Consider the following 13,240-nt stretch of genomic DNA (forward strand, 5'->3'; position numbering starts at 1 on the left):
TGAAACCAACAGCCCGCATAACTGGTAGTGCGGTTTGAGAGTCAAATGACTCGATTTTTACAGGTACATCTCAATGAGCGAAAGTTTCGCAGATCTGTTTGAAGAAAGTTTAAAAACTATTGAAATGAACGCCGGCGCAATCGTCACCGGTGTCATTATTGATATCGACAAGGACTGGGTAACGGTTCATGCCGGGCTAAAATCCGAAGGTGTGATCCCAAAAATACAGTTTATTGATGACAACGGTGAGTTGGACATCAATATTGGTGATGAAGTCCAGGTTGCCCTTGAAGCCGTAGAAGACGGCTTCGGCGCCACTCGCCTGTCCCGGGAAAAAGCGCGTCGCGCAGAATCCTGGATTGAACTGGAAGCCGCCCACAAGGCGGATGAAGTGGTTACCGGCATAATCAGTGGCAAGGTCAAAGGCGGCTTCACGGTCGATGTCAATGGTCTGCGGGCTTTCCTTCCCGGCTCCCTGGTCGATGTTCGCCCGATTCGCGATACGGCTCATTTAGAAGACAAACCTCTCGAATTTAAAGTCATCAAGCTTGACCAGAAACGTAACAACGTCGTGGTATCACGCCGTGCCGTGATGGAAAAAGTGAATTCCGAAGAGCGCGATGAACTGCTCGCCAAACTGGAAGAAGGCATCACCCTGAAAGGTATCGTCAAAAACCTCACCGATTACGGTGCTTTTGTCGATCTCGGCGGTATTGATGGCCTGCTTCATATCACGGATATGTCCTGGAAGCGTATCAAGCACCCCAGCGAAATCGTCAATGTCGGTGATGAAATCGATGTCAAGGTGCTGAAGTTTGATCGTGAGCGCAGCCGTGTGTCTCTGGGCATGAAACAAATGGGTGAAGATCCCTGGGCCGATATTTCCGGTCGCTACCCGGAAGGTGCCCGTGTCAAAGCGGTCGTTACCAACCTCACCGACTACGGTTGCTTTGCCGAGCTGGAAGATGGTGTTGAAGGTCTGGTCCACGTTTCTGAAATGGATTGGACCAACAAGAACATTCATCCATCCAAGGTTGTTCAGTTGGGTGATGAAGTCGAGGTCATGGTGCTGGACATTGACGAAGAGCGCCGTCGTATTTCACTGGGTATCAAGCAGTGTCATATGAATCCGTGGGATGAATTCGCCATGAATCACAGCAAGGGTGAAAAAATCTCCGGCAGTATCAAGTCGATTACTGACTTCGGTATCTTTATCGGTCTGAACGGTGGTATTGACGGACTGGTTCACCTCTCCGATATCTCCTGGCACGAAACCGGTGAAGAGGCGGTACGCAACTTCAAGAAAGGCGATGAAGTTGAAACCGTGATACTTTCCATCGACCCGGAAAGAGAGCGTATTTCTCTGGGCATGAAGCAGTTGTCAGATGATCCCTTCTCTAACTACGTCACTGAAAATGACAAAGGTGCGATCGTCAATGGTGTCGTCAAGGAAGTGGATGCCAAGGGCGCAGTGGTTACTTTGAGCGGTGATATCGAAGGCTATTTAAAAGCCTCTGAAATTTCCCGTGAGAAGGTCGAAGATGCCCGCAACGCGCTGAATGTTGGTGATGAGGTGGAGGTCAAGGTGATTAATGTGGATCGCAAGAACCGCACTATCAACCTCTCTATCAAAGCCAAAGATGTCGCTGAGGAAAAGGCAGCCATCAAGGAACATCGCAAGTCTGAAACAGATAATATTGCACCGACCACCATCGGTGATCTGATCAAGGCCCAGATGGACACCAAAGAGAAGTAATGATTAGATTGGGGTAATGGAGACATTACCCCTTTTCTTATGAAATCAGAACGTTATGACAAAATCAGAACTCATCGATTATATCGTTACCCAGCAGGATCAGCTTCCCCCCAGGGATGTGGAAATTGCTGTCAAAATGATCCTGGAGCGCATGACCCATGCGCTTGTGAACAATGATCGCATTGAAATTCGCGGTTTTGGCAGCTTTTGCCTGCATTATCGTGCACCCAGGGTAGGGCGTAATCCCAAAACTGGTGATTCGGTTAAGTTGTCGGGTAAATATGTTCCTTATTTCAAACCTGGCAAGGAGCTTCGCGAACGCGTTAACAGCAGTCTCGAGGCAGATTGAGTCTGCGGGTTCGATGACACGATAAACAAGACCAACCATCGGTAGTTTGGTTACAATAAACGGCAAGTACTTTGACTTGCCGTTTTTTTATGGGGATTTTATGGCATTGCTAAAAAAACTCTGTTTGTTGTTGCTCGGTTTGGTGGCAATTCTGCTGGGTATTGGTCTGGTGTTAACCAACCCGGATACCATCACGATTGATTTCTTTGGCCGTGAGTTGGGGCCGTTGCCCCGCGGCCTCTGGCTCTTGGCGGCACTTTTTGCTGGCTGCCTGATGGGTGTGCTTGCCAGCCTGCCGATGCTGCTGCGGCTCCGGCGACGTGTCCATGTGCTAAATCAGCAGCTCATCAAATTGAGAGTGGCTCCCGCCCGCGCACAAAACAAAACGGAGTAGCCCAATACCCTACATGGTGGATCACTTATTAATTATCGGGTTATTGCTGTCTTTTCCGCTATTCTGGTTTGCCGGTTATACCCGTGGCAAGAGCAAGCGTTTGGCGAACAGTGAAGGGGACCTTGCTCGCCATTACTTTCAGGGCATCAATTTCCTCCTCAACGAACAGCCGGACCAGGCTATCGATACCTTTATCCGTTCTGTCGAAGTCACACCCTATACGTTGGAAACCCATCTGGCGCTGGGGAACCTGATGCGGCAACGGGGTGAAATAGAACGGGCCATCCGGGTTCATCAAAATCTGCTTTCACGGCCTAATCTCAATAACGATCAGTCGCAACAGGCCCACCTGGAACTGGGCAGGGATTTTTTAAAGGCAGGTTTGTTCGACCGTGCAGAACGCCTGTTTCTGGAGTTGCTGGAAGACCCTGGCAGTGATTTTCGGCAGGTGTCACTGCAACACCTTGTACAAATATACCGTGGTGAGCAGGAGTGGGAAAAAGCCATTCGCGCTGCCGGAATGATGGATAAAAAGCGGTTTTCACGGTCTGTGGATAAGCTGAATATCGAGCAGGCGCAGTTCTGTTGTGAGCTGGCCGAACAAGCGATTGATATGTGTGACCTGTTGCAGGCCAGACGTCATATTAAAGCAGCTTTGAAGTACAACAGGAATTCAGCCAGAGCGAATATACTTTGGGGGCGTCTGGAAATACACGCATCAAACAGCCGAGAGGCACTAAAGCGCTTCAGCATGATTCCCCGGCAACAACCCGAATATTTACCGGAAGTCCTCCCCCTGGTCAGGCAGTGCTACGAACAACTTGGTGATGAATCCGGACTTCTAGTGCAACTGCAGTCCTGGCTGAAAGCCTATCCCGGCACCAGTTTGCTGCAAATGGTGGCGGATGTGATGGTAAAACAGTGTGGAGAACAGCAGGCAACAAATTTTTTAATGGGCTATTTGCGAGAGCATCCGTCCATCCGGGGACTGCAAACATTGCTCAGGATCTCTGCCGACAGAGATGCCGGTGCAGAACAAGAGCAGTTTCACTTGTTGCAGGGACTACTGGACAGTTTGCTGGCGCGCCGTTCGCAATACCGCTGTGTTCAGTGTGGTTTCAGCGGCGCTCAGCTCCACTGGCTCTGTCCCCAATGCCTGCGTTGGGAAACGGTCCAACCTGTTCGGGGAATTGATGGCGAGTGACCACTGACCGAAGGCACTATTTTTAACATGAGAATAACCGATGACACACTCCACTGACAGTAAGGTAATCGTCGCACTGGACTACAATACAGCGGCTGCGGCAGAGCGATTTGTGGCCGAAGTCTCCCCCGATCTGTGCAAACTGAAGGTCGGGAAGGAGCTTTTTACCCGTTCAGGCCCACAGTTTGTTACTACCCTGGTTAACCGGGGATTTGATGTCTTCCTGGATTTGAAGTTTCACGATATACCGAACACGGTTGCCGCTGCAGTCAAAGTCGCTGCTGATCTCGGTGTATGGATGACCGATGTGCATGCGTCCGGTGGCCGACGGATGATGGAAGCTGCCCGATTGGCCAGCGATCAATCCGGTACCAATATGCTGTTGATAGCAGTGACCGTATTAACCAGTTTCTCTGCAGAAGATCTCGCGGAACTGGGTATCGGGTGTACCCCGGAACAGCAGGTGCACCGACTGGCAGCGCTGGCAAAGGCTTCGGGTATGGATGGTGTTGTCTGCTCCGCGATGGAAACCCGGGGACTCCGCAATTTGCTCGGTAACGACTTTACCCTGGTGACACCGGGTATTCGTCCTGTGTCGGCTGTGGCGGATGACCAACGGCGGGTTGTCACTCCTGCGCAGGCGATTGCCAATGGTAGCAGTTATCTGGTGATTGGCCGACCGATTACCCAGTCGCCGGATCCGGTGAAGGCGTTACTTGCCATCAATCGAGAAATTTTGCAAGATTGATTCGCGGTACACGATGTGTCGCTTCTATGAAATGGAGTGCCCCTGGCACAAGGAGTTCGAAATGAAAAATGTAAAAACACTTCCCGGCGTTCTGTTGTTATCTCTGCTTGCAGTATTACCGTTCTGGCAGTCAGTTACGGCTGAAGAGGCCTCCCCTCAAGAGGTGATGCAGCAGACCGCGATGGTCAATATCAATACCGCCACAGCTGATGAACTAGCCAGTCTGCTAAAGGGTATCGGTGAAAAGCGAGCCGTGGCAATAGTGGCTTACCGGGAGGAAAATGGCCCATTCACGACGGTGGAACAACTGCAGTCGGTTAAGGGCGTGGGTGAAAAGGTGCTGGAGCAGAATCGTGCTAACCTTTCGGTGAAGTAGTTTATACCGAAACCCCGGGGCCAGCCTTTTGGCTGGCCTTTTTCGTTGATTGAAGAGACTGAATATGAGCGGCCTGACTGACTATATCCGCCTATTGGAAACGTTGGACCGGTCGAATCTTGAGCAGTTGAAAGGGGTGCTCAGCGAGGCTGTGGTTTTTTCTGATCCGTTCAATCAAGTGAACGGTGCCGATGCTTATCTGGCGCTTTTGCGTGAGATGTTTGAGCGGCTGGACAGTGTGAGCTTTACCGTTCACGACAGCCAGCAACAGGATACTGTCGCCTATTTATATTGGACATTTTCTGGAAACAGTAATGTGACCGGCCAGTTGGAGTTTCAAGGTAGCAGTCGACTGACCTTTGATGCATCAGGCAAAATTGTCCGCCATCAGGATTTCTGGGACAGCGCCGACCTCTATGAAAAAGTGCCTGTGCTGGGCACCCTGTTTCGCTGGTTGAGACGGCGGGTTGCCTTCCGGGAGCACTGACGTTTCAGCAGTTGAACCCGGTCGTCATTGTTATCTGTTGCTTTGGTGTTCCAGTACGAACAGACCCACATCAATGGCACCTTCTTTAAACCCCCCTTCGCAGTAACTCAGATAATAGCGCCACAGGCGATAGAAACGCTGATCAAAACCGAGGCTACTGATTTTCGGCCAGCGTTCCTCGAAGCGCTCCCGCCAAAGCTCAATTGTTCTGGCATAGCCCTCACCAAACATTTCCTGGTCGACAAGACAAAAGCCGTGTTGTGAAAACTTTTCCTGCAGGGCCGTCACGCTGGGCAACATGCCACCGGGGAATATGTGGCGCTGAATGAAGTCAGCCTGCTTGCGGTAGACCTCGAAGCGCTTTTCATCGATGGTGATAATCTGCAGTACGGCCCTGCCACCGGGTTTCAATACGCCTTTGAGTTTTTTGAAGTAGCTGTCCCAGTGGGCCTCACCCACCGCCTCAAACATCTCAATCGAAACGACCCCATCGTACTGTCTTTTCAGGTCTCGATAATCGGTCAAACCGATCGTGACCCGATTTGCCAGACCTGCATCCGTGAGCTTGTCCTCGGCCCAGCGCCGCTGCTCCGAAGACAGGGTGATGCCGTGAACCCGGACGTTAGCGGTTTCGGCAGCCTGTAGGGCAAACTCACCCCAGCCACAACCAATTTCCAGCAGCTGATCCTGTTCTCTGGGCGCAAGCAGATTGAGAATACGTTGATATTTTTTCGTCTGAGCCTGTTGCAGGGATTGCCGGAGATCATCATCAAACATTGCTGCAGAGTAAGTCATCCCGGGGTCGAGCCATTCCCGATAAAAATCGTTGCCCAGATCGTAATGCGCGGCAATATTTCGGCGGCTGCCCCGGCGCGTATTGCGACGGCTCCAGTGATAGAGGTTATAGAGCAAGTCATTGACATAACCGGCTTTCGCCATACTGTTCAGCGTCGGTTCATTCTGAATCGCCCAGCGGATCAGGGCGGTCAGCTCAGCGCTGTCCCACTCACCGCCCAGATAACTGTCAGACCAGCCATTGGTGCCACCAAAGAATAACCGGAACAGGGGGGCCATTGAGTGAAGCCTGACAGAGGCGGCAGTATCACCCTGACCAAACAGGTGCCTGTGGCCACTGGGAAACTGCAGCGATAGCACTCCCTGACAGTGAGCCAGCTTTCTCCGCAACAGCCGAATAATTTGCGTTTCCAACCACGCTGGTGAACTTGCCGGTTGCCTTGGGGTGATACCGTCGGCATCGAGGTCAGAGCTGTTCATGGTGCAATACTCCATCTTTGTCCCGCCAGCTAAAATTGCGGGCGTTCTTCGTGGTTTTCCTGGGTTGCAGGGGTAACCCCTTCAGCCACAGGCGCAACGCCTGCCAGTGAATGGCACCGATAATTTTCAGGGTCATTAGCGGATGGCTGAAAAAAAGCCGCAGCAATGTCGCATCGTTGAGTGTTCGATACCGACCGTTCAAGGTGGCCAGCAGCACGTGGTTGCCGGGTTTGTCTGCCCGTTCATCGGATTGCCTGATGAAGACAGACACCTGCTGTTGGTCGGGTGGCAGAATCCGGAAGCGATAATGGGTCGCCATCGGCATGAACGGGCTGACGTACATGGCCTTGTCGGCCCGCTGGTCAACCAGGTTTGCTTTCCGCTGTGGGTCCACCGGAATCAGGTAGGTATGTTTCTGTTTGAAGGTGTTGCTGACCTCGTAGAGCACGGCAGACAACTGCTGCTGGCTGTTGTAGCAGAAATAGATACTCAGTGGGTTAAATACATATCCCAGTATCCTCGGATAGCAGAGCAGCTTGATATGGGCAGTGGCGTGACTGAAACCGCGCTCGGCCAACAACCGGCGGGTTCGTCCCCCGAGGTCTGATTTCCCGCTGCCGTGATCTTTCTCGTAAAAGGAAAACAGATTGAAACGATTGAGGGAAAAGAGCCGTAGCCGACGATCCAGTATTTCCAGCTCATCGAGGTCGAGATACAACGAGAAAACCCGGTAGGTAAACCGGTGTTTTTTTGGGCGCAGACGCTGATGCATGACCTGGCCACTGTACAGCGCCGATTCCAGTTTCTCAGGCACAGTACAATTCCGCAGCAGTGTTGGGCATTGAATCAGTATTGATTGCAATCCGGGAGTTCGGCTCTTCCAGTTGCCAGGGGCGTGCCACACCACCCAGCGCTTCGGCGACAGCCAGTCCGGATTGCAGGCCGTCCTCATGGAAACCGTAACCGAAATAGGCGCCACAGAACCAGGTATGCTGTTTGCCCTGCAGTGACCAGAGTTGCTTCTGGGCGGCCAGTGATGATTGGTCAAACGCGGGGTGGTCGTAAAAAAAACTTCTGATAATCGTGCCGGACCTGGGCATTTTCAGGGGGTTTAAAGAGACCATTACCGGTTGTTCGGTAGCAAGCGGCTGGAGCTGGTTCATCCAGTAGCTGACGGACACTTTCCTTTTCTGGTCACTGACCAGCTGCTCGTTTTTTGATGCGGGTTTGTTGCTGGTCAGATAATTCCAGCTGGACCAGACTTGTTTACGTTTTGGCATCAAATCGGTGTCCAGATGAAGAAAAGCCCGGTTGCGCTGGTAGGGGAAACAGCTGAGCAGGGCCTGCTCTTCGGTTGTCGGGTCAGCCAGCAGGGCAAGTGCTTGGTCACTGTGGCAGGCAAAAACGACGCCATCGAATATTTCCCGGTTGCCGTGAATGTCGTCCAGAGCTACCTGTTCCCCCAGTCTTGTGACGGACTGAATACGGGTATTCAATCGAATGGAACCCTGCAGTGCGGCAGCAATTTTATCCACATACTGACGACTGCCACCGACCACCGTACGCCATTGTGGTCGGTTATTTACCTGGGTCAAACCGTGGTTGCTGCAAAAACGCATAAAACTCAGGGCGGGATAATTCAGCATTTTGTCGACAGGTACTGACCAGATTGCCGCGCCCATGGGCAGCAGGTGGTTGTTGATAAAGGATTTGCCGTAGTGGTGTTTTTCCAGTAATTCCCCGAGGGAAAGTTGCTCAAGCTCGGCAGCCTGGAGCAATTTCGGTGATTGCCGATAAAAGCGCAGCAGATCGGCCACCATTCCCCAGAAAGCCGGTCGGAACAGGTTCCGTTTTTGTGCCAACAGCCCCGACAGACCACTGCCGGAATATTCGAGCTCCCCGCCGTTCACCGACACGGAAAACGACATGTCGGTATCACAGGTTGTCACCCCCAACTGCTCAAAAAACTTCACCAGGTTGGGGTAGTTGACGGGGTTGTAGACAATGAAACCGGTATCAACACTGATGGCCCGTTTGTCCAGATCAAAGGTTACCGTATTGGAGTGTCCCCCCAGTCGATCATCCTTTTCAAATAGCGTCACATTCTGTGATCTGCTCAGTAGCCAGGCACAGCTCAAACCCGAGATGCCCGAACCAATCACCGCAATATTCTTGCGGGGTGGGGCGTCTTGCGCTGAATTTTTCGGGGTGGAGGTCTTCATTGTTCAGTCCGTACCAAATGGGTTGCTGATATTACGCAGGAAGTGCGGAGAGGGATCACCCTTTTATTTGGCTTTATCGGGCGCGAGCGCTAATCTCTGTGATCTATCGAGACTGACCACGCGTAAGGAGAGTCATGCAAGACCAACCGCCGGGAGATGAAGCGTTGAGCGTCGTGGCATTAAGAGCAGAAAAGGCATCCGAGGCACCGGTGAAAGACTGGTCTGCAATGCTGGCAGAACTGGCCATTTCCCGGGACCGGCAGTTGTTTATCCGCCTGTTTCGTCACTTTTCGCCCAGAATCAAAGGTTACATCATGAAACTGGGCCTCACGGAGGCCACCGCCGAAGAATTGACTCAGGAGGCCATGTTATCCGTCTGGCGAAAAACCCATCTGTACGATCCCGGCAAGGCTGCTGCCAGCACCTGGATCTATACCCTGGCGCGAAACCTGAGCATTGACTGGATGCGCAAACAGAAATATCCGGAATACGACCTGGATAGCTGGCATGAAGAGGCGGGTGAGCCCCCTGTGCTGGAGTTGGCTGAGCAGGCTGTCATGTCTGATCAGGTCGCCATGGCCATTCGTCAACTCCCTGATAATCAGGCCCAGGTCATTATTATGTCTTTCTACGAGGGGCGCTCCCATTCGGAGATTGCCGACAGGCTGTCGATCCCCCTGGGTAGCGTCAAATCCAGAATTCGTCTGGCATCTGAAAAGTTAAAACAGGCGTTGAGAGGTAACCATGACCATTAATCATCATCTCGATGAGGCGACTCTATTCAGTTATGTGGCTGGCGCCTTGGGTCAGGGTCCCGCCCTTGTGGTCGCCTCACATCTGGCGATGTGTAATCTCTGTCGTCAACGGTGCCGCGAGCTTGAAGCAATCGGCGGTGCATTGCTGGAAAACATTGCCCTGGCGGCGGTCAGTGACAGTACTCTGGCATCGGTGCTCGACCGACTGGATCAGGATGTTATCCCCGAAGCTGCCGCACGACCGGCACCTGTGGCAAACAGTGAAATTCCGGCACCACTGGCAAGCTATGTGGGGGATTCACTGGAGGATCTGTCCTGGAAAAAGCTGGTACCGGGCGTCTGGGTGCATGACCTGCCCAGCCAGGGTAAGGGCATCACCCGCCTGTTGCGTGTCGCACCGGGCAAAGCCGCGTTACCCCATAGTCATCGGGGCAGTGAGCTGACCCTGCTGCTGCGGGGCTCCTATTCCGACGAAGTGGGGCGGTTCAGTACGGGCGATGTTGCCGACCTGGACGATCAGATTACTCACCAGCCACTGGTGGATAGCGATCACGATTGTATCTGTCTGATCGCTACGGAGTACCCACTCCGCTATACCACGCTATTTGGCAAAATTACCCAGCCACTTTTCGGTTTCTAGCCAGTGGCATGCCCCGCCGCTCTGTGCAAACCATTTAACGGACCTGTCTACAGGAAAACCCTCAGTGAAATTCGTCTGGTTCCGCAACGACCTTCGCGTAGCTGATAACCCCGCCCTGTTCCGGGCCTGTGACGATGCCGTCGGTCAGGGCGTGCTCGCTGTGGCGGCCATCTGCCCCTCGCAGTGGGCCCGTCACGATGAGTCCCCGGCGAAAGTGGAATTCTGGTTGGCCAACTTGCGGGGTCTTCAGCAACAACTGACAGCGCTGGGGATTCCGCTCAAGTTGGTCCATGTGGATAGCTTTGCCGACCTGCCAGGAAAGTTGTTATCACTGGCCGAGCAACTTCACTGTGATGGCCTTTATCTCAATCGTGAGTATTGCCTGAATGAAAATCTTCGCGATAAACAGGTTGTCGCCAGATTTCGCGAAGCCGATATTCCGGTTTACGGCCTGCACGGTGATCTGGTATTTGCCCCGGGAAAAGTGATGAACGGCCAGGGCCTGCCATTTCGGGTTTTTACACCTTTCAGCAAAGTCTGGCGACGCCTTTTTATCGAGCAGCACCCTATGCCATTGCCGGCCCCTCCGGTACAACTTTCGCCCCCTTTACCGAACGGTTTGGTCGCCGATGTGATTCCCGACAGGGTGGATTATGCGATCAATAATGGTAGCCACTGGATTCCGTCGCTGTGGCCAGCGGGCACAGAATCTGCTCATACTCGATTGACGGATTTTGTTTCGATTCGCGTAGAGGATTATGCCGCTGACCGGGATTTCCCCTCGCTGGACGGCACCTCGACACTATCCCCCTATCTCAGCTGTGGTGTGATTTCTCCGCGCCAGTGTCTGGCGGCACTGGCGGCCTCGTCAGAAAGCACGATCTGGCTGGACAACCAGTGGGTGACCGAAATTATCTGGCGTGAGTTTTACCGCCATCTGCTGATGCATTTCCCGGACATGAATTGCTGGCAACCCTTCAGACCCGAGGTTGAATCCCGTATTCGCTGGCTGGACGATGATCGGTTATTTGCTGCCTGGTGTCGGGGTGAAACCGGTTTTCCAATTGTCGATGCGGGTATGAAACAGCTGCTGGCGACCGGCTGGATGCACAATCGCCTGCGCATGATCACTGCCTCTTTTCTGACCAAGCTGTTGCGGCAGGATTGGCGGAAGGGCGCCTGTTTCTTTATGAATCACCTGATCGACGGGGACTTTGCATCCAACTTGGGTGGTTGGCAATGGAGTGCATCGGTGGGGGCGGATGCCGCACCGTACTTCCGTATTTTCAGCCCCATGCGCCAGGCCGAGCGGTTCGATCCAAAAGGTGACTACGTGGCGCACTGGTTGCCTGAGCTCAAGGAGCTGAAGGGCATGCAGCGACACGACCCGGCATTTGCCGCCAAAGTCGGGCGACCCGCGCCCATCATCGATTACAGTAAGGCCAGAGCTGCCAGCCTTGCGGGCTACCAACGGCAGTAACCCCATTCGGTCCTGTTTTGCCAACGTGTCCCGTTTTAACAGATTGGCAGCGCAGCCCATCAGGATTTTTTTGTGTCGATCGCGCAAGCGTTGCAGATCCCCCTTTGGCAGGCCCGGCGGTAGCGTGCCCGTGCAAAATGTTCGTAGGTCCAACCCAGCAGTGGCGTCAGATGAAGGTATTCAACGGTTCTGGCCAGATATCGGTAGACGGGCAGGGCGTGCCACAGGGTGAGGAATGCCTCGGCCCCCCGGGTCACGTTGCCGGCCCTGTCGATCACATGAAACCGGCGCATGGCCTCGTCCAGTGTGATGCCGAACTCATCGAGGAGCTCGGTGCCCTTTGAAATATCATTCCAGACAAGCTGACCGGTATGATCCCGCCTGACGTAATGGTGGATTTCTTTTTGGCAGAGGGGGCAGCTGCCATCATAGAAGACAATGACCTTGCCCGGCTTGTTCAGCGCCAAGGGGTAGGTATTCCCGATTCCAGGGTCGGATACAGCTGCTTTATTCGTCATCCTGGTATGCCCGCAGATTGATGGAAACAGTTTTAAGATTGGTGAGCAGTTTGTCGGCCAGATGATTGGCGCTCAGCCACGCCCCCTCGCTGTCGGTGTACGCCAGCCAGTCGGAGCAGACCCCAATTCTGTTTTTTGGACACCACAGATACTCGGCGGAATCAGCAGACCGGTGCCTGGCGTATAGCCAGCGATGGGTGCGCAGTGCGGCAATCTCCAGGGGTTCCTCCATGATGGATTGGAAGGCTTTAATCAGCTCGGCGCCCACCTGTTTGGGGGCAGACGCTTTATGAGCTGCGCTCCACTGTGGGTTGGCTTCCAGCAGCCAGGTTTCAGCAAATGGTCCGGCGCTGCGCCCGGGTTTGCTGCTGTTGCAGATGGCCCTCGCCAACAGCGGGTGTCTGCCGCTGAACAGATCAACCGATTTTTTGGTCTTCTGACGCAAACCCAGAGCGACCACCCAGCTGGGTATCGATTCTGCAGATCTTGCCACTTCGGCAAAGCGGGGTATTGCTGCCAACAGCGGTTCGGCCTGGGCTGCCGGGGTCGTGACAATGACGGCTTGGTGAATATTTAACAGCTGGCCGGTATCGCTTTCGACGGCGACGCCCTCCGAGCCGGGATGCAATTTGCCCACCCGGGTTGCCGAACAGAATACTGCGTTACCCAGCAGGTTTCGTGTCAGGGTGGTCTGTTTTGGTGCTGCCAGATACACCGAAATAGGATCCAGCTCCAGACCGGTAAAGTCCCTGTGTGATGGAGTAAAACGCTGTATTTCGGGCCGATCCTCCAGCCAGCTCCGGAACTTGTCTGAAACGGGTTCAAACCAGGGTGCGCCGAGGTCCACGGTTGCCTCTGATAGACCACTGCTGGCCTGGCGGCCCCCCGTACCACGACTTTTCTCGTAGACGGTGACCTGATAACCCACCTCCAGTAAGCGCTCGGTCAAGGTGGTGCCAGCCAGACCGGCACCGATCACGGCAATGCTCTGATCTCTCATTGGTATCGTCAACTTGGCGTGCTCCGACTCTGGTGG

Annotated in this window: 15 protein-coding genes; 10 read left to right on the forward strand and 5 right to left on the reverse strand. The window is 53.6% G+C overall.

All coding sequences use genetic code 11. From position 1 onward, the window contains the following. Window positions 1-73 precede the first annotated feature (73 nt). The 7 genes from rpsA (at window position 74) to QZ516_RS07525 (ending at window position 5,314) form a co-directional block, all read left to right on the forward strand. Window positions 74-1,756, forward strand: a complete 1,683-nt coding sequence (rpsA, locus tag QZ516_RS07495; protein ID WP_297188085.1) for a 30S ribosomal protein S1 — start codon at window positions 74-76, stop codon at window positions 1,754-1,756. Between the two features lie 55 nt (window positions 1,757-1,811). Next, window positions 1,812-2,105 (forward strand): integration host factor subunit beta, encoded by a 294-nt coding sequence (gene ihfB / locus QZ516_RS07500; RefSeq protein WP_297188086.1) that lies wholly within the window; start codon window positions 1,812-1,814, stop codon window positions 2,103-2,105. Between the two features lie 100 nt (window positions 2,106-2,205). After that, complete coding sequence (locus QZ516_RS07505; protein ID WP_297188088.1) at window positions 2,206-2,499, forward strand: LapA family protein; 294 nt, start codon at window positions 2,206-2,208, stop codon at window positions 2,497-2,499. 13 nt (window positions 2,500-2,512) lie between these two features. Next, a complete protein-coding gene (gene lapB / locus QZ516_RS07510; RefSeq protein WP_297188089.1) occupies window positions 2,513-3,703 on the forward strand; it encodes a lipopolysaccharide assembly protein LapB in 1,191 nt (396 codons plus the stop codon). 40 nt (window positions 3,704-3,743) lie between these two features. Next, window positions 3,744-4,451 carry an orotidine-5'-phosphate decarboxylase gene (pyrF, locus tag QZ516_RS07515; RefSeq protein WP_297188091.1) on the forward strand — a complete coding sequence of 236 codons (708 nt, stop codon included), beginning with the start codon at window positions 3,744-3,746 and terminating at the stop codon, window positions 4,449-4,451. Window positions 4,452-4,512: 61 nt separating this feature from the next. Further along, a complete protein-coding gene (locus QZ516_RS12755; RefSeq protein WP_365333235.1) occupies window positions 4,513-4,827 on the forward strand; it encodes a helix-hairpin-helix domain-containing protein in 315 nt (104 codons plus the stop codon). A gap of 64 nt (window positions 4,828-4,891) precedes the next feature. Then, window positions 4,892-5,314 carry a nuclear transport factor 2 family protein gene (locus QZ516_RS07525; protein ID WP_297188093.1) on the forward strand — a complete coding sequence of 141 codons (423 nt, stop codon included), beginning with the start codon at window positions 4,892-4,894 and terminating at the stop codon, window positions 5,312-5,314. 30 nt (window positions 5,315-5,344) lie between these two features. Here QZ516_RS07525 and QZ516_RS07530 read toward each other — a convergent pair whose 3' ends face one another. The 3 genes from QZ516_RS07530 to QZ516_RS07540 are packed head-to-tail and all read right to left on the reverse strand — an operon-like array spanning window position 5,345 to window position 8,811. Further along, entirely contained in the window at window positions 5,345-6,589 is a 1,245-nt protein-coding gene (locus QZ516_RS07530) for a cyclopropane-fatty-acyl-phospholipid synthase family protein (RefSeq protein WP_297188096.1), read from the reverse strand. Continuing rightward, a complete protein-coding gene (locus QZ516_RS07535; RefSeq protein WP_297188098.1) occupies window positions 6,576-7,403 on the reverse strand; it encodes a DUF1365 domain-containing protein in 828 nt (275 codons plus the stop codon). Before QZ516_RS07535 ends, QZ516_RS07530 begins: the two co-directional genes overlap by 14 nt. Then, entirely contained in the window at window positions 7,396-8,811 is a 1,416-nt protein-coding gene (locus QZ516_RS07540; protein ID WP_297188099.1) for an FAD-dependent oxidoreductase, read from the reverse strand. Before QZ516_RS07540 ends, QZ516_RS07535 begins: the two co-directional genes overlap by 8 nt. A 134-nt stretch (window positions 8,812-8,945) precedes the next feature. On the opposite strand from QZ516_RS07540, the gene QZ516_RS07545 reads away from it, so the two are divergent. From QZ516_RS07545 to QZ516_RS07555, 3 genes are all read left to right on the forward strand, one after another. Further along, entirely contained in the window at window positions 8,946-9,566 is a 621-nt protein-coding gene (locus QZ516_RS07545) for a sigma-70 family RNA polymerase sigma factor (RefSeq protein ID WP_297188102.1), read from the forward strand. Then, window positions 9,556-10,206 (forward strand): ChrR family anti-sigma-E factor, encoded by a 651-nt coding sequence (locus QZ516_RS07550; protein WP_297188104.1) that lies wholly within the window; start codon window positions 9,556-9,558, stop codon window positions 10,204-10,206. Before QZ516_RS07545 ends, QZ516_RS07550 begins: the two co-directional genes overlap by 11 nt. Window positions 10,207-10,270: 64 nt before the next feature. Then, window positions 10,271-11,686: an FAD-binding domain-containing protein gene (locus QZ516_RS07555; RefSeq protein WP_297188106.1), complete on the forward strand. Its 1,416-nt coding sequence runs from the start codon at window positions 10,271-10,273 to the stop codon at window positions 11,684-11,686. Window positions 11,687-11,745: 59 nt separating this feature from the next. Here the strand turns inward: QZ516_RS07555 and QZ516_RS07560 are convergent, their stop codons facing one another. Together QZ516_RS07560 and QZ516_RS07565 are read right to left on the reverse strand one after the other, a co-directional pair. After that, entirely contained in the window at window positions 11,746-12,204 is a 459-nt protein-coding gene (locus tag QZ516_RS07560; protein ID WP_297188108.1) for a DUF393 domain-containing protein, read from the reverse strand. After that, the gene (locus QZ516_RS07565) at window positions 12,194-13,204 is read right to left on the reverse strand and encodes an NAD(P)-binding protein (protein WP_297188110.1); all 1,011 of its coding nucleotides are present in this window, start codon (window positions 13,202-13,204) and stop codon (window positions 12,194-12,196) included. Before QZ516_RS07565 ends, QZ516_RS07560 begins: the two co-directional genes overlap by 11 nt. Between the last annotated feature and the right edge of the window lie 36 nt (window positions 13,205-13,240).

This window comes from uncultured Porticoccus sp., assembly GCF_913061305.1.
GTDB lineage: Bacteria > Pseudomonadota > Gammaproteobacteria > Pseudomonadales > Porticoccaceae > Porticoccus.

Excerpts from the sequence above, each read along its gene's own strand:
- QZ516_RS07560 (WP_297188108.1), bottom strand. The coding sequence starts at position 12,204 with ATGACGAATAAAGCAGCTGTATCCGACCCTGGAATCGGGAATACCTAC.
- QZ516_RS07505 (WP_297188088.1), top strand. The coding sequence starts at position 2,206 with ATGGCATTGCTAAAAAAACTCTGTTTGTTGTTGCTCGGTTTGGTGGCA.
- lapB (WP_297188089.1), top strand. The coding sequence starts at position 2,513 with ATGGTGGATCACTTATTAATTATCGGGTTATTGCTGTCTTTTCCGCTA.
- QZ516_RS12755 (WP_365333235.1), top strand. The coding sequence starts at position 4,513 with ATGAAAAATGTAAAAACACTTCCCGGCGTTCTGTTGTTATCTCTGCTT.
- QZ516_RS07530 (WP_297188096.1), bottom strand. The coding sequence starts at position 6,589 with ATGAACAGCTCTGACCTCGATGCCGACGGTATCACCCCAAGGCAACCG.
- QZ516_RS07525 (WP_297188093.1), top strand. The coding sequence starts at position 4,892 with ATGAGCGGCCTGACTGACTATATCCGCCTATTGGAAACGTTGGACCGG.
- ihfB (WP_297188086.1), top strand. The coding sequence starts at position 1,812 with ATGACAAAATCAGAACTCATCGATTATATCGTTACCCAGCAGGATCAG.
- QZ516_RS07565 (WP_297188110.1), bottom strand. The coding sequence starts at position 13,204 with ATGAGAGATCAGAGCATTGCCGTGATCGGTGCCGGTCTGGCTGGCACC.
- QZ516_RS07545 (WP_297188102.1), top strand. The coding sequence starts at position 8,946 with ATGCAAGACCAACCGCCGGGAGATGAAGCGTTGAGCGTCGTGGCATTA.
- QZ516_RS07550 (WP_297188104.1), top strand. The coding sequence starts at position 9,556 with ATGACCATTAATCATCATCTCGATGAGGCGACTCTATTCAGTTATGTG.
- pyrF (WP_297188091.1), top strand. The coding sequence starts at position 3,744 with ATGACACACTCCACTGACAGTAAGGTAATCGTCGCACTGGACTACAAT.
- rpsA (WP_297188085.1), top strand. The coding sequence starts at position 74 with ATGAGCGAAAGTTTCGCAGATCTGTTTGAAGAAAGTTTAAAAACTATT.
- QZ516_RS07540 (WP_297188099.1), bottom strand. The coding sequence starts at position 8,811 with ATGAAGACCTCCACCCCGAAAAATTCAGCGCAAGACGCCCCACCCCGC.